20 protein-coding genes and 11 pseudogenes are annotated in these 20759 nt (G+C 68.0%); 9 read left to right on the plus strand and 22 right to left on the minus strand.

The window, feature by feature from the left end; all coding sequences use genetic code 11:
* Nucleotides 1-178 precede the first annotated feature (178 nt).
* The 12 genes and pseudogenes from GNX96_RS63015 to GNX96_RS09870 all read right to left on the minus strand — a co-directional run bounded on the left by GNX96_RS63015 (nt 179) and on the right by GNX96_RS09870 (nt 7084).
* Nucleotides 179-817, minus strand: coding sequence for a TetR/AcrR family transcriptional regulator (locus GNX96_RS63015; protein ID WP_163567831.1), 639 nt, complete (start codon nt 815-817; stop codon nt 179-181).
* Nucleotides 814-1098 (minus strand): aromatic-ring hydroxylase C-terminal domain-containing protein, encoded by a 285-nt coding sequence (locus GNX96_RS63020; protein WP_390623965.1) that lies wholly within the window; start codon nt 1096-1098, stop codon nt 814-816. The genes GNX96_RS63015 and GNX96_RS63020 overlap by 4 nt, the downstream gene beginning before the upstream one ends.
* 277 nt (nt 1099-1375) lie before the next feature.
* Nucleotides 1376-1708, minus strand: a pseudogene (locus GNX96_RS63025) (FAD-dependent monooxygenase); the annotation flags it as partial.
* Nucleotides 1600-2283, minus strand: coding sequence for an FAD-dependent monooxygenase (locus tag GNX96_RS50480; protein ID WP_279579909.1), 684 nt, complete (start codon nt 2281-2283; stop codon nt 1600-1602). The pseudogene GNX96_RS63025 and the gene GNX96_RS50480, both read right to left, overlap by 109 nt.
* Nucleotides 2262-2336: pseudogene (locus tag GNX96_RS63030) on the minus strand (FAD-dependent monooxygenase); the annotation flags it as partial. The gene GNX96_RS50480 and the pseudogene GNX96_RS63030, both read right to left, overlap by 22 nt.
* A 550-nt stretch (nt 2337-2886) precedes the next feature.
* A pseudogene (locus GNX96_RS09845) lies at nt 2887-3675 on the minus strand (mycofactocin-coupled SDR family oxidoreductase); the annotation flags it as partial.
* 29 nt (nt 3676-3704) lie between these two features.
* Nucleotides 3705-4949 (minus strand): annotated as a pseudogene (gene mftC / locus GNX96_RS09850) (mycofactocin radical SAM maturase).
* The gene (mftB, locus tag GNX96_RS09855; protein WP_279579910.1) at nt 4946-5251 is read right to left on the minus strand and encodes a mycofactocin biosynthesis chaperone MftB; all 306 of its coding nucleotides are present in this window, start codon (nt 5249-5251) and stop codon (nt 4946-4948) included. The pseudogene mftC and the gene mftB overlap by 4 nt, the downstream one beginning before the upstream one ends.
* Entirely contained in the window at nt 5236-5355 is a 120-nt protein-coding gene (gene mftA, locus GNX96_RS09860) for a mycofactocin precursor MftA (RefSeq protein WP_279579911.1), read from the minus strand. Before mftA ends, mftB begins: the two co-directional genes overlap by 16 nt.
* A gap of 98 nt (nt 5356-5453) precedes the next feature.
* Nucleotides 5454-6101: a MadR family response regulator transcription factor gene (locus GNX96_RS09865; protein ID WP_163567897.1), complete on the minus strand. Its 648-nt coding sequence runs from the start codon at nt 6099-6101 to the stop codon at nt 5454-5456.
* Between the two features lie 81 nt (nt 6102-6182).
* Nucleotides 6183-6500: pseudogene (locus GNX96_RS63035) on the minus strand (sensor histidine kinase); the annotation flags it as partial.
* Nucleotides 6464-7084, minus strand: a complete 621-nt coding sequence (locus GNX96_RS09870; protein WP_163567834.1) for a hypothetical protein — start codon at nt 7082-7084, stop codon at nt 6464-6466. The gene GNX96_RS09870 and the pseudogene GNX96_RS63035, both read right to left, overlap by 37 nt.
* Before the next feature lie 18 nt (nt 7085-7102).
* Between GNX96_RS09870 and GNX96_RS09875 the strand changes: the two genes are divergently transcribed.
* The gene (locus tag GNX96_RS09875) at nt 7103-7396 is read left to right on the plus strand and encodes a hypothetical protein (RefSeq protein WP_163567835.1); all 294 of its coding nucleotides are present in this window, start codon (nt 7103-7105) and stop codon (nt 7394-7396) included.
* A 96-nt stretch (nt 7397-7492) separates the two neighbouring features.
* On the opposite strand, the gene GNX96_RS50485 is transcribed toward GNX96_RS09875, so the two are convergent.
* From GNX96_RS50485 to GNX96_RS09885, 3 genes and pseudogenes are all read right to left on the minus strand, one after another.
* Nucleotides 7493-7657, minus strand: a complete 165-nt coding sequence (locus GNX96_RS50485; protein ID WP_279579912.1) for an iron-containing alcohol dehydrogenase — start codon at nt 7655-7657, stop codon at nt 7493-7495.
* 116 nt (nt 7658-7773) lie between these two features.
* Nucleotides 7774-8595 (minus strand): annotated as a pseudogene (locus GNX96_RS50490) (iron-containing alcohol dehydrogenase); the annotation flags it as partial.
* A 185-nt stretch (nt 8596-8780) separates the two neighbouring features.
* A pseudogene (locus GNX96_RS09885) lies at nt 8781-9808 on the minus strand (P1 family peptidase); the annotation flags it as partial.
* Between the two features lie 144 nt (nt 9809-9952).
* Here GNX96_RS09885 and moaA point away from each other — a divergent pair.
* The 3 genes and pseudogenes from moaA (at nt 9953) to GNX96_RS09900 (ending at nt 12033) form a co-directional block, all read left to right on the plus strand.
* A pseudogene (gene moaA / locus GNX96_RS09890) lies at nt 9953-10983 on the plus strand (GTP 3',8-cyclase MoaA).
* A gap of 27 nt (nt 10984-11010) precedes the next feature.
* Nucleotides 11011-11287: pseudogene (locus tag GNX96_RS09895) on the plus strand (MoaD/ThiS family protein).
* Nucleotides 11288-11400: 113 nt separating this feature from the next.
* Nucleotides 11401-12033 carry an LppU/SCO3897 family protein gene (locus GNX96_RS09900; RefSeq protein WP_163567836.1) on the plus strand — a complete coding sequence of 211 codons (633 nt, stop codon included), beginning with the start codon at nt 11401-11403 and terminating at the stop codon, nt 12031-12033.
* A gap of 1 nt (nt 12034) precedes the next feature.
* On the opposite strand, the gene GNX96_RS09905 is transcribed toward GNX96_RS09900, so the two are convergent.
* The gene (locus GNX96_RS09905) at nt 12035-12511 is read right to left on the minus strand and encodes an OsmC family protein (protein WP_163567837.1); all 477 of its coding nucleotides are present in this window, start codon (nt 12509-12511) and stop codon (nt 12035-12037) included.
* A 291-nt stretch (nt 12512-12802) separates the two neighbouring features.
* On the opposite strand from GNX96_RS09905, the gene GNX96_RS09910 reads away from it, so the two are divergent.
* The 3 genes from GNX96_RS09910 to GNX96_RS09920 all read left to right on the plus strand — a co-directional run bounded on the left by GNX96_RS09910 (nt 12803) and on the right by GNX96_RS09920 (nt 14537).
* Nucleotides 12803-13249: an LppU/SCO3897 family protein gene (locus GNX96_RS09910; RefSeq protein ID WP_163567838.1), complete on the plus strand. Its 447-nt coding sequence runs from the start codon at nt 12803-12805 to the stop codon at nt 13247-13249.
* A 74-nt stretch (nt 13250-13323) separates the two neighbouring features.
* Nucleotides 13324-14226, plus strand: coding sequence for an ATP-binding protein (locus GNX96_RS09915; protein WP_163567839.1), 903 nt, complete (start codon nt 13324-13326; stop codon nt 14224-14226).
* 107 nt (nt 14227-14333) lie between these two features.
* Nucleotides 14334-14537 carry a helix-turn-helix domain-containing protein gene (locus tag GNX96_RS09920; RefSeq protein ID WP_279579913.1) on the plus strand — a complete coding sequence of 68 codons (204 nt, stop codon included), beginning with the start codon at nt 14334-14336 and terminating at the stop codon, nt 14535-14537.
* On the opposite strand, the pseudogene GNX96_RS09925 reads toward GNX96_RS09920, so the two are convergent.
* From GNX96_RS09925 to GNX96_RS50495, 5 genes and pseudogenes are all read right to left on the minus strand, one after another.
* Nucleotides 14538-15816 (minus strand): annotated as a pseudogene (locus GNX96_RS09925) (aminotransferase class I/II-fold pyridoxal phosphate-dependent enzyme).
* Nucleotides 15817-15863: 47 nt separating this feature from the next.
* The gene (locus GNX96_RS09930; RefSeq protein ID WP_163567841.1) at nt 15864-16763 is read right to left on the minus strand and encodes a VC0807 family protein; all 900 of its coding nucleotides are present in this window, start codon (nt 16761-16763) and stop codon (nt 15864-15866) included.
* Nucleotides 16756-17181 (minus strand): FAD-dependent monooxygenase, encoded by a 426-nt coding sequence (locus GNX96_RS09935; protein ID WP_163567842.1) that lies wholly within the window; start codon nt 17179-17181, stop codon nt 16756-16758. Before GNX96_RS09935 ends, GNX96_RS09930 begins: the two co-directional genes overlap by 8 nt.
* Nucleotides 17169-17561, minus strand: coding sequence for a Rossmann-fold NAD(P)-binding domain-containing protein (locus GNX96_RS09940; RefSeq protein ID WP_279579934.1), 393 nt, complete (start codon nt 17559-17561; stop codon nt 17169-17171). The genes GNX96_RS09935 and GNX96_RS09940 overlap by 13 nt, the downstream gene beginning before the upstream one ends.
* A 143-nt stretch (nt 17562-17704) precedes the next feature.
* A pseudogene (locus GNX96_RS50495) lies at nt 17705-17824 on the minus strand (NAD(P)-binding protein); the annotation flags it as partial.
* Nucleotides 17825-17901: 77 nt separating this feature from the next.
* Between GNX96_RS50495 and GNX96_RS09950 the strand changes: the two are divergent.
* Both GNX96_RS09950 and GNX96_RS09955 read left to right on the plus strand, forming a co-directional pair.
* The gene (locus GNX96_RS09950) at nt 17902-18378 is read left to right on the plus strand and encodes a MarR family winged helix-turn-helix transcriptional regulator (protein ID WP_163567845.1); all 477 of its coding nucleotides are present in this window, start codon (nt 17902-17904) and stop codon (nt 18376-18378) included.
* A gap of 77 nt (nt 18379-18455) precedes the next feature.
* The gene (locus GNX96_RS09955; RefSeq protein WP_163567846.1) at nt 18456-18800 is read left to right on the plus strand and encodes a hypothetical protein; all 345 of its coding nucleotides are present in this window, start codon (nt 18456-18458) and stop codon (nt 18798-18800) included.
* Nucleotides 18801-18850: 50 nt separating this feature from the next.
* Here GNX96_RS09955 and GNX96_RS09960 read toward each other — a convergent pair whose 3' ends face one another.
* Nucleotides 18851-20422, minus strand: a complete 1572-nt coding sequence (locus GNX96_RS09960; protein WP_163567899.1) for a molybdopterin-dependent oxidoreductase — start codon at nt 20420-20422, stop codon at nt 18851-18853.
* Nucleotides 20423-20759 lie beyond the last annotated feature (337 nt).

Here is a 20759-nt window from a genome sequence, read left to right on the forward strand (position 1 = left end):
AACGTTCAAATAAAAATCAAGGTCCACCTCTCAACCCACCCCCCGCCCGTTCAAAGGGAGGGGGGGGAAAGAAAAACAGACACCTACGACAATTTCGCGCCGCACCTGCCGTTTCTCCGGTGATTTGGTGCCGAATAGGGCCTCTGCTGACCGAACTGTCACGGTCGCCTGAACGGCGTCACTCCGCTTGCGGATCCCGCCGCCTCGGAACGGTGGCCGTCGGGTCGGCCCGATAGCCGAGTTGGTGCAGCAGCACCGCGCGCAGGTAGTCGCGCATCTGGTCCACGGTCACCTCGACCGGATTCACCATCAGCCGGTAGAAAAGCGTGCCGGCGACAGTGTCCTGGAAGAGCTCCGGATCGGTGTCGGCTGGCAGCCGGCCGGCGTCTCGCTCGCGTTTCCACCACGACGGCGAAAATCGCGCGGCGCGGCTCGATATAGGCCTCCCAGTACGTTCCGAACAGCCGTGGATTGTCCGGCAGGGTGCCCCCAGCAGCCGGGCGAGCAGGTTTCGCGCGCCCGGCTGGGCCATCGCCAGTGCCCAGGCCTCGACCAGCTCCTCGACGGACAGGCTGGCGAGCTCGGCGAGTCGCGGCGCCGCGATCGTACGGGCCGTTTCCACCGCTTTGATGAGCAACTCTTCCTTGTTCGCGAAGCGCCGGTAGACGGTCAGCCGCGCGACCCCGGCCCGCTTCGCGACCTGCTCGATGCTGGCGCCGTCGGCCCGCTCGATCAGCAGCTCCAGCGCCGCCTGCAGGATCGCCGTGTCGTTGTCCGGGTCGCGCGGCCGACCGCCGGCACGTTTGGCTTCGCTCATCGCGCTTGCACCACCTCGGTCAACCACCCCTTCAGGGCCGCCTCGTCCGGCTCGCCGCGCCAACCAACGTGAGCATCCGGCCGTACCAGGATCGCATCGGTGAGCCCCTCGGCCGCCGGCCATACGGGCACGACGTCCGGTCCGAGCAGTTCGCGGGCCACCGGCAGCAGTCGGTCCGCGGCGGCTTTGTCGCTGGTCAAAAGTGCCCACGCGCCACCCATCACGCCCTGGTGCAGGGTCGTACGGCGGCCGTCCTCGCCCACGCAGGCGATGTCCGGCACTCGGTCTCCGGCGATCGGGCTGCGGCCCGGGCCGGGTTTGCCGGCGAAACGGCCGACACGCCCAGCCCCGAGCGGACCGCCGCGGTAGGAAACGGTCAGACCGGAGGCTGCCCGCCACAGGGCGGTGTACCAGCGGCACGAAGAGCAGCGGGGCCGCCACGGTCCGCAGAGCCCGGGTCCATCGGGTGTTCGCGGCGAGCACCCGAGTGCCTGACGTGGTGAATCGCAGCACGCCCTCGGCCACCGGCCGACGTTCCAGCTCGTACGTGTCGAGCAGCCCGTCGGCGGCCCGTCCGGAGATCACCTGCGCGAGCTTCCAGGCCAGGTTCTCGGCGTCGCCCATGCCGGTGTTCATGCCCTGACCGCCGGTCGGGCTGTGCAGGTGAGCGGCGTCGCCAGCCAGGAACACCCGGCCGAACCGGTAATGGTCGACCAGCCGCTCCTGGATCCGGAAGATCGAGGTCCACACAATTGACTTCACCGAGTCTTCCGGGACGCCGATCAGCGGACACACCAGATCCCGCAACACTTCCCGCGCGGTGGCCTCGGCGTCCTCGCGGTCTTCGTCCAGCCGTACGAACAGCCGCCAGATGTCGCCCGGCAGCGGCATCCCCACGAACTCCTGTGACCTCGGCTGACCATCACCGAGCCGGTCCGCGTCATCGGCCAGTCCGCCCGTACGTCCGCGAGCAGCACCTTCTCCAACACCGGGTTCCCGGGGAACCCCACTCCGGTCAGCTTCCGGACGATCGAGTGCCCGCCGTCGCAGCCGGCCAGCCAGTCCGCCCGTACGCTCTCCTGCCCGCCGCCGCTCTCCACCGCGGCGGTCACGCTGGCGGCATTCGGCTCGAAGCTGAGCAGTCGGTGACCCCACTCGACCTTCACCCCGTGTTCGGCCAGCCGCTCCCGCAGCTCCTGCTCGATGAACGTCTGCGGAGTAAGCATGGGGGCCGCTGCCCTTTTTTTTCCGGGTGCCCAGATCGGAATCTCCAGCGGCCGGTTGTCACCCGCATAGAGGGTCGTCCCGCGCGCTGGAATCGCCCGTTCCGGCAGGTCACGCAGGGCGTCAAGGCGGGCCAGTACCTCGGCGCCGCGCGGCTGCAGGCTAAGCGCCCGGAGCTGGTGGCCGGGGCCGCCGCCGCGTCGATGACCCGCACGCCAATGCCGCGCTGAGCCAGCCCGCAAGCCAACGTGAGGCCAGTCGGTCCAGCACCCACAACCAGAACCGTGGTGTCCATGATCCACCTCCAGGGCAGTTAGTAAACAGTGCTGTACTGTTTATAAACCTGCCCGGGTCGCGCCGCAACGTGAACAGGGTCACCTGGTCGACACCAACCTCGCGGCCCCTGGGCGCCAAACTGTGCCACTCGACGAACGCCGCACTTTCCGCGCCACTGGACAGCCACCAGGCTCATCGAGTGCAGCACAATGTCCCGCACTCGACATCGAGTGCGGGGTTTTGTGCGGCACTCGACGACCAAAACCACGCCAGACCCAGGTGCGGCGCGAAACTGTCGTACCCCTCCGGCAGATTTGCCCCCACCCAGTGACGGGTGGGGGGCGGGTTCGAGGACCAATGTTCAACCAAAAATTAAGGTCCACCTCTCAACCCACCCCCCCCGCCCGTTCAAAGGGAGGGGGAAAGAAAAACAGACACCTACGACAATTTCGCGCCGCACCCCTGCCCAGATTCCGCGAACTCGACGTTTTGTTGAATCCGCCGGCGGGTCGGCAGCGAAACGTCGAGTTTCGCGGAGAGGTAAGCGGGCTGGTCAGCGGATGTGTTGCGGCGTCGACTTTCAGTTCGGTGCCGGTGACGTAGCGGGCGTCGTCGGAGGCGAGGTAAGCCACCGCGGCGGACACGTCAGAAGTCTCGACCACCTCGACGTCGAGGGTGTTCGAGAAGATCGGACCGAGCGCGGGGTGCCGGTCGATCATCGGCTGCAGGTTGGCGAAGGCGGCCGACATGCCGGTCTGAACTCCGGCGGGGTGGATGGTGTTCACCCGGATCCGGTGCTCGGCCCACTCGTTGGCGAGGCAGCGCGCCAACCCGACGATGCCGGTTTTCGCGGCCACGTACGGCGCGAGGAACGGCTGGCCCTTCAGCCCGGCGGTGGAGCTGATGATGATCATTGAGCCACCGCCGGCCGCGATCAGGTGCGGTGCGGCCGCCACACAGGTGTTCCACACGCCGGTCAGGTTGATGTCGATAACGTCCCGCCACACCTCGGGCGTGATGGTGTCCCATTCCCACACCCCGGCGACGCCGGCGTTGGCCACCGCGATGTCCAGGCGTCCGAGCATCCCGACCGCGTCCGCGACGGCGTCCGCGAGCGCTTTTGCGTCCCGTACGTCCACAACTGCCGGCACCACCCGCCGACCCAGTTCCTCGACGGCCGCTACCGTCTCGTCCAAATCCTCCTTGCCAGCCATGGCATATCCCAGGCTCGGCACCGACCCGCAGAAGTCGACCGCGACGATGTCCGCGCCCTGCGAGGCGAGTTTCAGCGCGTGGCTGCGACCCTGCCCGCGAGCCGCTCCGGTGATGAGCGCGACTTTCCCGTCCAGCTCTGCCATGTCCGCGTCCCTTCGATCTTTTTCCCCGTTTACGCGGATCCGGACTCAGGAAGCCGTCGATTGCCCGATGAGGCGGTCAGGTTGGCCTCAAAACCCGCGAGCGGGCTTTCGTCACACCAGGAATCCGGTGGGCGACGGCCGATCGTCACCGGCACCGGCTGGCCGCGGACCGGTCCGCGGTGTGAGTGGTCCGCACCGGACGGTGGCTTACTGTCCACTGTGGACAGTGCGGTTTCGCCGTATCCCTGCACACATTCGGGATCAGGTCCGTCCAACGGCAGGCCGGTGAAGAACTTCGCCGCCATGCAACCGCCGCGGCACGAGTCGTAGTGTTGGCATTTCGTGCAGGCACCACCGGTCTGCGGCTGCCGCAGCTCGGTGAACAGCTCCGATTCTCGCCAGACCGTGGGAAAACCTCCGGCGGATCGGACGTTGCCGGCCAGGAATGCCTCATGAATAGCGAAAGGACAGGCGTAGACATCGCCGATCGGGTCGATCAGGCAGACCACCCGACCGGCACCGCAGAGGTTCAATCCGGGCAGTGGTTCGCCGAAGGCGGAGAGGTGGAAGAACGAGTCCCCGGTGAGTACGCCTTCACCGTTTGCCAGCAACCAGTCATAAAGTTCACGCTGCTGTACGGCCGTGGGATGCAGCTGGTCCCATACGTCGGCGCCGCGGCCGGACGGCCGCAGCCGGGTGATCCGCAGCTGGGCACCGTACGCGTCAGCGAGCGCCTTGAATGCGTCCAGCTGCGGCACGTTTTTTCCCGGGTCATCACCACCGAGATCTTGAAATTCCGCATGCCGGCGTCGGCGAGATTCCGCATTGCCCGCAAGGCCATCTCGTACGAGCCGGTGCCACGGACCGCGTCATTCACCTCGGCGGTCGCGCCATCCAACGAAATCTGTACGTCGACATAGTCGTTGGCAGCCAGCCGCTGGGCGACCTCCGGCGAGATTTTCACGCCGTTGGTGGAAAACTTCACTCCCACATGGCGTTCGACCGCGTAGTCGAGCAGCTCGAAGAACCGCTCGTACGGTCGGTTCACCGCCGCCGATGTTGACGTAGAAGACCTGCATCCGCTCCAGGTCATCGATGATCGCCTTGCATTGCGCCGTGCTCAGCTCCCGCGGATCCCGCCGGCCGGACGCGGAAAGGCAGTGCACACACGCGAGATTGCACGCGTACGTGAGTTCCCACGTCAGGCAGATCGGGGCGTCCAACCCGCGCTCGAAAAGCTCCACCAGCCGGGTCGGCTGGGCCACTGCGGTCATGCCGCCTCCCGCGGGCAAATCATGTTCGTCCGGGCCAGTGCGGCCAGCGCTTTCTGGTACGTGGGCAGCGAAGTCTCGCCGATCCCGGCCGCGACGCAAGCCGACCGCGCGGTCGGATGGTCGGCCAGCGATCGTAGGATCGTGACCACGATCTGGTTCTTCAGGAACGACAGCTTGCGGTTGCCGAAGTGGTAGAGCATCGCCCCGAACGGCTCCGGCCGCAGCGCCACCTGACGGTGCAGCGACCACGCTGGTCGAGGTCGAACCCGGTCTCCACGGCCGATCTCTAGTAGACGCCGCACATGCCGTCGATGGAGATCTCCTCGACCAGCACTTCCTCGACCTCCACTTCGGCCGCCGGGGCGGCCGGAGCCACCTCGGTCTCCACAGACGCCTCGCTGGTCACCGGCATGAGCCCTCCCGAAGTCGGCGGATCTTGCCTTGACGCTAAACACTGCGGCCGGCGCGGCACAAGACCTCGGAGGTGGGAGTGACAGCGAGTAGTTAGATGAGGCCCAGTTTGCTGGCCGCGTAGACGGCTTCGGCGCGCCGCGACACGCCGAGTTTGCGCATCACGTTGGAGACGTGGAATTTCACCGTCGTCTCGGAAATGAAGAGCTTCTTGCCAATGTCCACATTGGACATGCCATGCGCGAGCAGGCGGAGCACCTCCAGCTCCCGGTCGGTCAGGCTCCGGCCACGCTCCTCGTTTCCGCCTGAATGCAGGGATTTCACCACCACGGCGGCCGCGTGCGCGTCGAAGGCGCTCTCGCCGCGATGGACGGCGCGTACCGAGCTGACCAGCTCGGTCGGGTCCACGTCCTTGACGACGTAGCCCTTCGCACCAGCCTGAATGGAGGCCACCACGAGACGCTCGTCGATGAAGGTCGTCAGGACGAGTACGCCGATGGTCGGATGAGCGGCCACGATGTGCCGGCACAGGGACAGACCCTCAGAGTCACTGCCAGTGGACAGTTTCAGGTCGAGCAGCACGATGTCCGGCTCGGTCTTGTTGATCAGCGCCAACGCTTCCGGCGCGCTGGCCGCCTCGGCCACGATGGACAGCCCGGGCTCCCGTTCCAGCATCGACCGCAGGCCCTGCCGGACGATCGCGTGGTCGTCGACCAGCGCGATCCGGATCTGCTCAGTCATCGCCGTCTCCCTCGATTGGTACGGGCACCTCGACCTGCACGCGTACGCCTCCCATCCTGGCCCGGGTGAACCGCGCAGTACGCCGCCAAGTTCGCCGACTCTGGCGGCGATGTTCGCGAGGCCGCGGTGATAGCCGTCGGAGCTGCCGGTGGCCTGCTGGCGGACCACCCGGCGGAGCACCTCGGGGGAGCCGTTGCCGTCGTCGGACACCGACAGCTGAACTCCCTGCGGCTGATAGACCAACCGTACGACCGCATGGGCGGCGCCGGAATGGACGACGGTGTTGAAGACGCACTCGCTGGCGATCCGAAAGAGCGACCGCTCAGCCGCGGCGGGCAGCACCAGCGGCCGGCCCTCCACCTTCACCGCCACGTCCACGTCGGCGCCGCTGTGCAGCACTTCCAGCCGGGTGAGCAGGCCAGCCAGGTCTCGTTCGGAGTCCTCCTCGCCGGCCGACAGCGTCGCGATCGCCGACCGCAGCTGCTCCACCGCGGTCTGGCTGAGCTGCTTGGCCCGGTCCAGCTGGGCTCGTACGGGCGAATCGGCCGGCACCTCGGAACGGCACCACTCGACCGCCATGCCGGCGGAGAGTACGTGCTGCTGGGGCCCACCCGGTCGTGCAGTTCGCGGGCCAGCCAACGGCGCTCCTCGTCGACCGCCCGTTGCTGGTTCGCCGCGAGCAGCCGGTCCTGCGCCTCCCGCAGCTCGCGGTTGCCGCGGGCCAGCTCAGCGGTCTGCCGGGCGGCCTCCCGGTAGAGCCGTTCGGTACGCCTGCGCAACGCTTCACTGTGCGAGAGCAGGTCCGCCGCACGCAGCGACACGACGGTCTGGTTCGCCAGCACGGACAGCACCGCGAGGTCCGTGCGGTCCACCAGCTCCCGGCCGCCGTTGCTCGGGAAGGTCCAGGCGGCCAGCACGCCCTGCACATGGTCCTCAAGCACCATCGGCACCAGCACGGTGATCTGGTCGCCGTCCTCCACCACCGGACGCAGCTCGTCACCATGCCGCAGCAGCTGCCAGACCCGGTCCCGCTGGGCCGCCGGCAGCCGGCCGCGGTCCACGAAAAGCTCGCCAGCCGGGTCCCGGCCGAGGAACCGCGGCGCCGCTCGGGCAACGCGCGGTCCGCGAGCGCGAGCACCACCCAGGTCGCCGACAGGTGCTCCGCGGTCGCGCTGACCACCGCCCGGCAGAGGTCCTCGGTGCCACGGCCGGTCGCCACCAAGGCGCTGGAGATGGTTTCCATGGACGCCAGCGAACGGTTCAGGTGCTCGGCCGCGGAACGGTATTCGGCGTAGAAACTCGGCTTCGACGACCGGATGCCGGTCAGGTCGGCGATACCGACGGGCGGTGGTTCGGGTAACGGTCCTGACGGCACGACGCGGACCCCCCTGTCACAGTGCCGCGGCGAAGAGCGCCGTCACATCGCCGGCCGACGCCTCCCGCGGGTTCGTGGACAGGCATACGTCCTTGAGGGTGCCGCTGACAAGCCCCGGAAAATCCGCTTCGGTGACGCCCAACTCGGCGAGTCCGCGCGGCACGCCGAGGCGATCGGCCATCGCCCGTACGTGATCAGCCACCCGGTAAGCGACCTCCGCGGTGTCCAATCGGTCACGTCCAGCCCCAATGCCTGCGCCACCTCCCGATAGCGGCCGCAAGTCGCGTTGAAACGGATGACGTGCGGCAGCAGGATGCCGTTGAGCGTGCCGTGCGGCAGGTCCAGCGCACCGCCGACCTGGTGGGCCATCGCGTGGGCGGCGCCCAGGATCGCGTTGGTGAAGGCCAGCCCCGCGCTCAGGCTCGCCTGCGCCATGGCCGTACGGGCGTCCGCGTCCGACCTGGAGTCGACCAGCCGCTCAAGGTGCTGGCTGACCAGCCGTACCGCCTGCAGCGCGTGCAGGTCCGTCAGGCCGCTGGCGGCCTTCGACACGTAGGCCTCGATGCCGTGTGTGAGCGCGTCCAGGCCGGTGGTGGCGGCCAGCTCCGGGGCCATCGTGGTGAGCAGCCGCGGGTCGGTGAGCGAGATGTCCGGCACCAGCGACCGGCCGACCAGGATCTCCTTGCGACGGGCGGTGGTGTCGGTGATGACGCAGAACTGCGACACTCCGCGCCCGTACCAGCCGTAGACGGGGATCATCAGCAACGGCGGGATCGGCCGGTCGATCTGGTCGACCCCGGCGTAGTCCAGGATCTGGCCACCATTCGCGGACAACACCGCGATGGCCTTCGCCGCGTCGATCACCGAGCCGCCGCCAATGCCGACGATGACATCGCAGCCGGACGCGCTATAGGCCTCATGACCAGCGGCGATCTCGTGGTCCTTGGGGTTCGGGGTGACGCCTGACCAGCAGCTGTACGGCAGCCCCGCGGCGCCCAGCTGGGCGGCCAGCGCGGCCGGCCAGCCGGCTTCGATCAGCCCGGGATCGGTCACCACGAACACCCGCCGGGCGCCGAGCCGGCGAGCCGCGTACCCGGCCTCGGACGCGCGCGCCCTCACCGAACACCAGCTCGGGCACCAGGAACTTCCAGAAACCAGTGTCCGGCGGCGCGCTCGTACGATCCGGCAACCAGATGGTCACGGTGTCCCCTCGGGATGTCACCCGTGCGGCCTTGGGAGGCAAGGCTTTGCCGTGATGGTAGCCGGAACGGGAACCGCGAGCTGACTGACCGGTCAGCAAAAACCGCCGACGGGAAGGCGTCGGCGTAAGAACGAAGGTCCACAGCAGGCGTTTTGACCGAAGTGGCGGCGAGCACCGCGTGTACGACCGCGCGGGTAACGCAATCGCCAGCCGCCTCCATCAGCTCGTACATCCGCTCCGGATCGGGCGCCGGGAGGGCGGTGGTCGAGAGAGTGAAGAGCGTGTCGCCGTCAACCATCGTGTGCACCGGCCGAAGGGCCCTGGCCAGGCCGTCGTGCCCGATGCCAGCGATCTTCGCGCAGTGGGCTTTGGTCAGAGTCAGATCCGTGCCGATCACGCCGATCGTGGTCGCGAGCGGAGCCTTCCGGCTGCCGCCGTGCGCGCCCAGCTCAGCCCTCGTACGGGCCGCCGCGAGGTCGTTCTCGTCCGGCTTACGCAGGGCGAACTCGCCGTCCAGACCGAAACGGGCGCCGTAGAGCTCGCCGGTCCGGGCGTCCACCGCCGAGCCGACCGCGTTCACCACCACCATCGCCGCCACCGTCGCACCTGACGACAGTCGAGCGCTGGCCGATCCGACGCCGCCCTTCAACGCGCCGACAACCGCGCCCGTACCAGCGCCGACGCACCCCATCGGGACCGCGTCCGCGCTGACGTTCTGGTACGCGGCGAGGCCGAAGTCCGGGCCGGGCCGCTGGCGGGCATCGCCGCCGCGGCCGAGGTCGAAGATCACCGCCGCCGGCACGATCGGCACCACGCCGACGCCGACCGGGAAGCCGATGCCGGCGTCACCGAGCGCGTCGGCCACCCCACAGGCGGACGCGAGGCCGTACGCGCTGCCGCCAGTGAGGACGACGGCGTGGGCGCGTTCCACGACGTTGCGCGGATCCAACGCGTCCGTGTCGCGGGTGCCGGGGGCGCCGCCTCGTACGTCCACACCGGCCCACCGCGCCCTCGGGGCCAGCACGACGGTCGTACCAGTCAGCCAGTCAGCCAGCCGTCGCCGGTCCGTTCGTGGTGGCCGACCCGTAGGCCCGCGACATCGGTGAGGGAATTCGTCGGCCCGACTCTCATCGGTTCAGCGTAATAGCCTTGCCGACGCTGTTAGATTCGCCACGAAAACCGCACCTGCGGCCGGTATTTCCTGGCCCTGCCGCAGGTGAGGAAGCATTTTCCGGTCATCTGTCGCCGTCCGGACATCGGCTCTAGTCTCGGGGAATGACGGCCGTGGAAAACCCTGCCAGCACCATTCCGGGCACCGGCCTCGTCGATAAATTTGGGCGCATTGCTACCGATTTGCGTATTTCGCTGACGGATCGCTGCAATCTTCGCTGCGCTTATTGCATGCCGGCCGAAGGGCTGGATTGGCTGCCCAAACCGGAATTGCTCACGGACGAGGAAATCGTCCGGCTGGCCCGCATCGGGGTCACCATGCTGGGGATCCGGGAAATCCGGTTCACCGGTGGCGAGCCGTTGTTGCGTCGCGGTTTGGTGAGCATTCTCGATCAGGTCACCTCGTTGGAACCACGGCCCAGGACGATGTTGACCACTAACGCGATTGGGCTGGCCCGGCTGGCCCAGCCGCTCGCGGACGCCGGCCTGAACCGGATCAACGTCTCTCTTGACACCTTGCGAGCGGACCGGTTCTCCCAGATCACCCGCCGGCACCGGCTCGACGACGTGTTGGCCGGCGTACACGCGGCGAACGCGGCCGGGCTGCGGCCAGTCAAGATCAACACCGTCCTGCTGCGCGACCTCAACGACGATGAGGCTCCTGAGCTGCTGGCGTTCGCCGTCGAGCACGGCCTGGAGCTGCGATTCATCGAGCAGATGCCGCTGGACGCCCAACACGCGTGGCGGCGCGAGGAAATGGTCACCAGCCAGGAGATCCTGGATCGACTGTCGACCCGCTTCACCCTCACGCCGGACCCGAGCGAGCGCGGCGGGTCGCCGGCGGAGACGTGGTGGTGGTGGACGGCGGGCCGGTCAAGGTTGGCGTGATCGCGTCGGTGACCCGGCCGTTCTGCGGTGCCTGCGACCGAACCCGGCTGACCGCCGACGGGCAGATCCGCAACTGCCTGTTCGCGCGGTCCGAGAACGATCTGCGGACGCCGCTAAGATCGGGGGCAAGCGATGCCGAGCTGGCCGACCGCTGGCGCGCGGCAATGTGGGGGAAACTGCCCGGCCACGGGATCAACGACCCGAGTTTCCTGCAGCCGGACCGCCCAATGTCGGCGATCGGTGGATAGCTCGTCACTTTCAGTAGTCAGATTGTTCTGGGGAGTACGTCAGTGGAAGTAACGTCGGTCACGGTTCGGTATTTCGCCGCCGCCCGCGCCGCCGCCGGCACCGAAGCCGAGCTGGTCGAGACCGCGCCGCACAGCACCGTCGCCCAGTTGGTCCGCCCAACTTGCCGACCAGCACGGCGAAAAGCTCGCCGACGTGCTGGAACGCTGCTCATATCTGGTGGACGGGATCGCCGCCTCCGACCGGGCCGTACGACTGCCCGGTGGCGGCACCGTCGACATCCTGCCGCCTTTCGCGGGCGGCTGATCAACCCTCTTACACCGCTGACCGCACCCCCCGGCATAGCCGTCGGAATGCACAATGGGTCACGATCCACTGAGTGCATTGACCGATAAAGCGTGATCCGCGGAGGTTCAACGATGAGCCAGTACGGCGGGCCAGCCAGTGGCCCACCAGATGCCAATAGCAATCCCAATCCGTACGCGTTGCCGGCCAGCGGCCCGCCAGGGGGAAACCCGTACGGCCCACCGCCCGGCTACCCGTACGGCGGAGGGCTCTTCCCACCGCCGGAACCGCCGAAGAAGAAGATGTCCGGTGGCGCGATCACCGGGATCGTGATTGGCGCCGTGGTGTTGCTCCTGCTGGTCGCCGGTGGTGTGGTCGGTGGCATCTACTACTTCAACAACCAGGGCAAGACGAGTGCGACAGCGGCCGGCCCGCCCTCGGCGAAGGCTTCCGGGTCCGCCCAGCCCACTGCCGAGCCCAGTGCCGGATCGTCGCCGTCGGGCGCGGTGCCCGGCGGCGGCACGCCGGCCAGCCAGAACATTCAGGTCGGCCAGTGCGTACGCCAGGCCCGGAGCATCGACGGGCGGCCGTCCGCGCTGCCGGCCGACTGCACCCAGCCGCAGACCTTGCTGGTGGTGGCCCGGTTCGACGCGACCACCAACAGCAATGTGTGCCGGAGCAGCGGGAAGAAATTCAACCTCGCCTTCACCCACTCCGATCGCGTACGGGCCAACAGCTACGTGCTCTGCCTGAAGAACCAGTCGTAAATCAGCGGCATTCCAGGGTGACAGTCGCCTGGTGCCGGACCGGGAAGTTCACCGAGTTGGCGATGAAACACAGCCGATGGGCGGCGTCGTGCAGCTCGGTGGCCTTGCCCAGCATGCTCTCCTGGGTCACCATGACCCGTGGCCGCAGGAGAACTTCGGTGAAGGCCGCGCTGCCCTTGCCGTCCATTCGCATGATGCCGCTGGCACTGTCCTCGTACGAGCTGACCACCACCGCGGCCCGTGAGCATTCGGCCAGATAGCTGAGCATGTGACATTCCGAGAGCGCGGCCACCAGCAGCTGCTCGGGATTCCACCGGTCACGATCGCCACGAAAGACCGGGTCAGCGGAGCCTTCGATGGGCAGCGGCGCGGACGCCCAGACCTCGTTCTCCCGGCCATAGCGCCGATAGCCGGTGGTTCCCTCGCCACGGTTGCCGGTCCAGATCAGCTCGATCGCATAGCCATGTTCTCTCGCCACCTGAGCACTCCGATCTGAAGTTGTCGGCAGAGCACCTCCCGATCCTCGCGTGGCCAGCCGGAAACCTCAACGCCAACAGCGTCGGCGATACCGCCATCTAAGGTCTTCTAGGGAATACCCAATACTTCCCTAGACGTCCCACGACACCTTGGTTCGCCACCGGATTCCACCGGCGGTATCGTGCAGCAGTGCTGTGACCAGCACAAATGTGACAAAAGTCAAGGGGGTTTCAGATGGGCTTTGGGGAACCGTACGGCGGACCGACCGCCGCAGCCACCGCCGCGGCGCGGGATGGGCGGGGGCGCCATCGCCGGCATCATCATCGGCGGCGGCATCCTGCTGCTGCTCTGCGGCGGCGGAGTCGGCGCCGGCATCACGTATTTCGCGACCGGATCGAACAACCGCTCCACCAGCGGCGGGAGCGGCGGCAACACGTCCCGGCAGATGCCCAGCGGCAGGCCGACCGGCTCGGCCGCCAACTCGTCCGTCCCGGTCAGCATCCGCGACCTCAAGGTCGGGCAGTGCATGAAGTTCGGTTCGGACGTGGAAAGCCAGCCCGAATACCAGGAAGGCGCGCCGGTGCAGTGCAGCGAGCCGAACTCCTGGCGGGTCATCCAGCGCCTCGACGGCACTACGGACTCGACGCCATGCAAATCCGCCAATGGCTTCGGCAGCTACGCCAGCTCCGACGACGTACCAGTCAAGTACGTCCTGTGTGTGGAGGCCAACGACCACTGATCGGCGCGACACGCCGATAGTGGCCTCTAGCGATTTCTAGGGAATCCCCTAGAGGGGCCGATACGGTGCGAGAGATGGACCCCATCCGCAATCCGTACGCGCCCGGGGCCGGCCAGCGGCCACCGGAGCTGGCTGGCCGAGACCGCGAGCTGGACCAGTTCGGCGTGGTCCTGGAACGGGTCGAGCGCCGCCGGCCCGAGCGCAGCCTGGTGCTGACCGGGCTGCGTGGCGTCGGCAAGACCGTGCTGCTCAACGCCCTCCGCTCGGCCGCGCTGGATCGCCGGTGGGGGACCGGCAAGCTGGAGGCCCGGCCAGAGGTGTCGCTGCGCCGGCCGCTGTCCGCCGCGCTGCACGCGGCCGCCCGCGAGCTGGCACCTCGCCATCGCGCACCCGAGCGGGTCGAGGAGTTTCTGGCCGTACTCAAGGCTTTCGCGTTGCGTTCCAACCCGGCGGACGCGACGCGAAGATCCGGGACCGCTGGCAGCCCGGCATCGACGTGCCGGCCGCGGTCGGCCGGGCCGACTCCGGTGACATGGAAATCGACCTGTTGGAGTTGTTCACCGACGCCGCGCGCGTTGGCCGCCGACGTTGGCGCGGGCGTCGCGTTGTTCATCGACGAAATGCAGGATCTGTCCACAGTAGATGTTTCGGCACTGTGCGCGGCCTGCCACGAACTTTCCCAGAACGGCGCGCCTTTGGTCGTCGTCGGCGCCGGGCTGCCGCACCTGCCAAGCGTGTTGTCCGCGTCCAAGTCCTATTCCGAGCGACTCTTTCGGTACGTCCGGATCGACCGGCTGGATCGTACGGCCGCCGACCATGCGCTGATCGCGCCGGCCAAGCGCGAGGACGCCAGCTGGACCGACGAAGCCTTGGACGCGATGCACGAGATTTCCGGCGGCTATCCATATTTATTTCGTGCAGGCGTACGGGAAAGCGGCCTGGGACCACGCGCCGGCCACCTCACCGATCACGGCTGAGGACGTGTCGGTGGCGGCACCCGGAAGCCGACGCCGAACTCGCGGTCGGGTTCTTCGGCTCCCGGTACGAGCGGGCCACCCCGGCCGAGCGGGAATACCTGCGGACGATGGCGACCGTGGGGGAGCACACGGCCGGCGAGGCCGTCCCGACCGCGGACCTCGCGACTTCGTTGGGACGTAAGCCTTCCAGCCTGTCCCCGGCCCGCGACGGGCTGATCAAGAAAGGGCTGATCTACTCCGCGGAGCGGGGCAGCATCGCCTTCACCGTCCCGCATTTCGGCCGCTGGCTGCGCAGCCGCCCGTCTGAATAGCTACTGCCGGTCAGCGAGAAGCTTCTCGGTGCCGACCAGTCGTACGCAGGTGGCCAGCGCGTCGATCGCCGCCTCGACCTCGGCCAGCTCCGGGAAGGTCGGCGCGATCCGGATCAGCTGGTCCTGCGGGTCGTCGCCGTGCGGGTGCGTCGCGCCAGCCGGAGTGAGCGCGATGCCGGCTTCCTTCGCCTTCGCGACCACCGCGGCAGCGCACCCAGCCGGCACCCGCAGAAGGATGAAGTAGCCGCCGGCCGGGCTGGTCCACGACGCGAGGCCAGTGCCGCTCAGCTCGGTGGACAAGATCTTGTCCACCGCGTCGAACTTCGGCCGGATCAGAGCCGCGTGCTGGCGCATGTGCTCGCGGAGCCCGTCCGCGTCTTTCAGGAACCGTACGTGCCGGAGCTGGTTGATCTTGTCCGGGCCGATGCTGCGCTTGACGGTGTGGCTCAGCCACCACTTGACGTTGGCGGCGGAGGCCCCGAAGAAACCAACACCGCTGCCGGCGAAGGTGATCTTCGAGGTGGAGCCGAAGACGAACGCCCGGTCCGGGTTGCCACTCTGGGCGCACGAGGCGAGCAGGTCGGCGATCTCGGCAGGTTTGTCGGTGAGGTGGTGCACCGCGTACGCGTTGTCCCAGAAGATGCGGAAATCCGGGGCCGCGGTGGGCATCGCGGCGAGCCGGCGGACCGTCTCGGCGGAGTAGACGGTGCCGTCCGGGTTGCTGTATTTGGGCACGCACCAGATGCCCTTGATCCGGGCGTCGTCGGCGGCCAGCCGCTCGACCACGTCCATGTCCGGACCGGTCTCGGTCATCGGCACCGGGATCATCGTGATGCCGTAGCGCTCGCAGATCCCGAAGTGCCGGTCGTAGCCCGGAACCGGGCACAGGAACGCGATTTCCGGCTCGTCAGCCCATCGACGCTCGCCACCCGGAAGCACGCTGAGCTGCGCGAACACAACCGCGTCATGCATCAGCTCCAGGCTGGAGTTGCCGGCCGCCAGCAGCTGCTCGACCGGCACCTGCAGGGCTTGGCTGAAGATCGCCCGCAGCTCGGCCAGACCGTTCAACCCGCCGTAGTTGCGCAGATCCGTGCCGTCGGCCGACACCACCGGCGCTCGTACGTCCAGCAGCTCGTTGGCGAGGTCCAGCTGGCGTGGCGACGGGCTTGCCCCGGGTGAGATCCAGCTTCAGACCACGGCCCACCAGGGCCGCGAAATCCTCGCGAGCGCGGTCACGCTGGGCGGTCAGCTCTTGGATGGTCAACGCTGGAGCGGTCACCGGAGTCCCTTTCACCGTGAAGCGTGGTCGTAGGCCACGCTGACAGCCTAATGACCAGCCAGCGGGCTACTGGTGCCGGGAAGCTGTACGGGCGGTGCCTCGGGCACGTTCGGCAGCTCCGCCTCCAACAGCCGCAGGGTGCGCGGGACGATCAGGAAGCGGCCGACGACGAACCACAGCGCGACCAGGACGAACAGTGGAACCTGGGAAGTGAAGGACGACTGCACGACCGCGCTGGCCGGCCGGCTGTAGATGATCACCACCTGCAACACCGCGTCGACCAGGAAGACCAGGCCCAGGCTGGCGGTCATCGCCCGATACAGCCCGCGGAACTGCCGCGAGTGCTGCCAGGCCAGTTCGAAGGCCTCGGCACGGATCGGATCGCCTTGGGAAGCAACCGGTTTGAGGGCCGTACGCATGATCGGCCGCTGCGCCCAGGTGGTCGCGAGGATGACAGCTCCCGCGATGGCGATGTAGATCGCCGGCCGGGCCAGCACGAACCGCGCGTCGCCACTGACTGAGGTCAGCACCACGCTGGCAGCGACCTCCAGCAGCACGCCCACCGCGAAGCCGTCCAGCCTGCTCGCGGTCTTGTGTCGTACGCGCGTCACCACCAGGTCGCCGATGACGATCACTCCAGAGACAACCGCGCCCGCAACCATGCTCGGGACGTTGCCGAAACCGGCGAGATAGCAGCCGACGATGGTCGCGGTCGCCACGCCGGCCGCGATCACGGCCAGCCTCCAGCGGAACTCGCCGGTCTCGATCCGGCCGCCGATCGCCTTGCCGGTCAGCAGGGTGCCACCGATCGTCAGCGCTACCGCGGCGGGCACGCCGAGCGGCGCGAGGACCACCAGGACCAGGGTCGGTAGGAGCAGGTCGATCGCCGCGTTCACGATCAGGATCGCGAAGTAGAGGACCTTGCGGCCAGTGCTGATGTCAGGCATTTGAGGCCTCCGGAGCGCCGTAGCTCGCCGACCGCAGGATCGCTTCGCCAGCGGTGACGCGCATGTCCGCGTGATAGCCGGCCACCGCATCGGTGACGGTGTTGTCATTCAGTACGTGGGAAACCAGCAGGGCCGCGTCGCCGAACGCGGTGTTGGCGCCCTCGCCGTGAGCCGGCGACATCGCGTGGATGGCATCGCCAAGGAACGCGACCGGCACGCCGGCGTGCGCCGGGATTTCGGGGATCTCCGGCATCGCGCGCAGCGGGGTCAGGAAGGTATCCGCCACGATCGCTTCCGGTAGCACCGTGGTCGTACGAGGGTCCCAACCGGCCGTCTGCTCCTGAGCGAATCGGACCAGCTCAGCCGGGGACGAGCCACCCGGCGGAAAGTCGTCCGACCGGCCCATCAGCACCCACATGACGTACGGCTGGGAAGCGGGGGCGGGTCGTACGCGCAAAGGGCCAGCACTGTGGAGCCCTCGACGACTCCGCAGAATCTGCCGTGCAGGATCGCCGGGGCCGCCCATGGCCGGTTCGCGGCGGTCAGGGGAGCACGCCCGAAGATCGCCGAAATGCCCAGCGGCAGCGGGTCACGGCCGGGCAGCAATTCCCGCCGCACCGCCGAACTGACGCCGTCGGCCGCGATGATCAGGTCGGCCGTACCGACATCCGCGATCGACGTGACCCGCCGACCGAACCGGATCCGGTCCGCGACACCCTGGGCGAGCACCCGCCGGACCGTGCCGCGGTCGATCGCGCCCGGCGCTCCTGGCGCGTCGTGCCGAGCCAGCAGGTCCAATGCGGGGGGTGTAGAGGTAGACCGCCGGGTCGCTCGCGGTCGCTCTGCCGTGTGCAGCGACTGCTCGTACGCGTCGAAGCGTTCGCTCGACAGGCAGGCCCGCAGCCCGTCGTGCCCGGTCTCGTTGACGTTGATCCGGTATCCTGGCCGAAGTCGTGTATCCCGTCCTGTGCCTCCAGCACCTCGACGTCCACGCCGGCCTTTCGCAGACCGTTGGCCACACAAAGCCCGCCAAGGCCGGCTCCCACCACGACCACTCGCATCTCAGCCCCTTCCAGTTACCTTAGCCAATTAACTTCTTAGCTACCAAGATAATGGGAGAGTAAGGTATGTTGTGCTCATGGCGCAAGTGACTCCCGAACAGCGTGACGCTGGCGCGATGGTGGGCGCCGAGTTCGCGACCGCGATGGTGGTGTTCCACGAGGCCGTCGGCAAACTGCTCGGGCTCAGCCCGGTCGAGCGCAAATGCCTCGACACCCTCCGCCGACTGGGCCCGGTGACCGCCGGCGCGATCGGGGAACACACCGGCCTGACCACCGGCGCTGTCACCGGATTGGTGGATCGACTGGAAAAGGCCGGTCACGTCGTACGCGAGCGCGATCCGCACGACCGCCGCAAGGTCGTCGTGAAATTGGTGCCGAACGAGCGAAACGCCGCACTGATGGCCACCGCGTTCGGGCCGTTCATCGAAGACATGACTGAGCTCGGGTCGAAATACAACCAGGACGAGGTGCTCGCGATCGCCGACTGGATTCGGCGTACGACCGACATCCTGGTGGCCAACACCCGGCGGATCACGACCATGGACGCGCCGTGATTCAGCCCGTACGGTTAGTCACATTTCACCCCGACCCGCTCTTCCATCGGACCCTCGGGTGAAGTAATATCGAACACATGTTCGAAGAAGAACTTGACGCACTCCAGTCCCGGGACGATTCCAAGGTGGCGGCCAGCGTTGAGCGGCTGCTGGCGGCTGACACCGGCATCGCGTTCGGCGCCGATCCGACCCAGCTGACCTATCGGCAGCTGGTCGACCTCTGCTGGTCGTACGAGTGGTCCATCGCCCGGATCGAGGCCTGCCAGCTGGCCGTCATCGCCGAGCAGCTGCGGCGGGCTCTGTCGGCCGGCGCCAGTCAGGTGGAGGGCCCAGCAGCGATGTGCCCTCGACGTCCAGGGCGCCCTGCATATCTCGCAGCGGGCGGCTCGGTCGCTGGTGGCCACTGCCCAGGAGATCTGTGACCATCCGGGCTCGCACGCCGGCCGGCCGGTGGCTCCGGCCGAGCCAGTGGCTACCTGACCAACACCTGAAGGCTCGGCAGGCCGGTGGCGCCGCCGGGGAAGGAGTCGGCGATCTGGATGGTCTGCACCTCGCCGGTCGCGTCGGTGGCCCGCGCCCACAGCGTCTGCTGCCCACGCGCGCCGGGCGTCCAGTCCCACACCCACTGCCGCCAGGTCTGGTTGTTCGGCACCGGCGCGAGCCGGGCCGGCTGCCACTCGCCCTGCTCGCCGAGCCGCACCTCGACCATGGAGATGCCGCGGTTCTGCGCCCAGGCCACCCCGGCGACCTTCACTGACTGACCCAGCTGCAACTCGTCGTTCGCCGGTGGCACGTCGATCCGGCACATGGTCTTGATCGGCGCGGCCGGCGCCCATTCGCGCTGGATCCAGTACGCCTGCGGCCCAGCGGCGAAGGTGGTCAGCTCCATGTCCACGATCCACTTGGTGCCGGACACGTAGCCGTACAAACCCGGCACGATCATCCGGACCGGGAAGCCGTGCGCGACCGGCAGCGGATCGCCGTTCATGCCGACCGCGAGCATCGCGTTCGGCGTGGTCATCACGGCTTCCAGCGGGGTGCCGCAGGTCCAGCCGTCGGCCGAGGTGGTGAACACCTGGTCGGCACCGGGATGGACACCGGCCTCCTTGAGGAGGTCGGCCAGCGGTGCGCCGAGCCATTTTGCCTCGCCGATCAGATTCCCGCCGACCTCGTTGGACACGCACGTCAGGGTGATGTCGCGCTCGATCATCGGCCGTTTCAGCAGCTCGGCGAAGCTGATCTTCAGCTCTCGGTCCACCATCCCGTGGATCCGCAGCTCCCAGGTGGCTGGATCGACGCGAGGCGTCACCAAGGCGGTGTCGATCCGATAGAAAGAGGGGTTCGGGGTGGTGAAAGACGCGAGGCCGGGGATGTTCAGGTCGACCCCGTCGGGCAGCCGCGGAGCCTTACTCGCCGGCATCGGCAGCTTCAGGGTGGCGATGTCCTTGGACACATCGCCGCGGGTGTTCAGCAGGACGCCACCGAGCCCGCCGCCGACCACGGCGACGCCCAGCGAGGCGCGCCGCGCCGCCGCGTAGAGGAAGCGCCGCCGGTCCTCGTCGAACCGCCGGTCCCGCATCTTCAGCATCATCCGGACGTTGGTCCGGGCCTGCTCCACGTCGAACTCCGGCTCGGCCAGTTCCACCAGCCGGGGAACCAACATCCGCAGCACGATCGCACCGGCCGCCGCGCCAATCGCGGACGGCGCGATGTCCAGTTGGGAGGCATCCGGCGCGGTCATCGCGGCCACCACGCCCACCAGCCCGAACACACCGACGCCAATCATGCCGACGGTCAACCAGCGATACGCCACCACGCCGACCGCGCGGGCGAACAGCGCCAGCACGAGGACCATGCCGACTTCCAGTGCCAGCTTGTCGTACACGTAGAAAGTGCTGGTGGCGAACTCTTTCAGCCACTCAGGAGTGATCCGCACGAAGCCCTGGCCCACCGCCGTCAGCGGTGCGGAGGTCGGCCCGGTCACCACCGCCACAAGCTCGCCGACACCGAGCGCCACCCCGGCCGCCAGCAGACCGAGCGCCATCTTCAGCAGCAGACGCAGCCGCGGCCCGATCCGCGCCGGAGGCAGCTTGTCAGTGCTCTGGGGATGCTTACCGCCCGTATCCGCCGAACTGGACCGCGGGTCCGTACGAGTGGGCACCGAAACACGACCGATCTAGGCGATTGATTGGCGTACAACTCCATGACAGCACGCCGAGGCGAACACCTCCACGTGCCCAGACCTCCATCGTGCCCGGCACCAGCAACTCCGGGCAGCACACGCCCGCGGACGTCACCAATTCGTTCGATTTCTCCGCCGTACGCGGGTGCCGTTCTTTACGCCTCACCGACCCGCGCTGGTCGCCCAAACTGTCGGACGC

The sequence above is a fragment of the Fodinicola feengrottensis genome (assembly GCF_010993775.1).
In the GTDB taxonomy this organism is placed as follows: Bacteria; Actinomycetota; Actinomycetes; order Mycobacteriales; family HKI-0501; genus Fodinicola; species Fodinicola feengrottensis.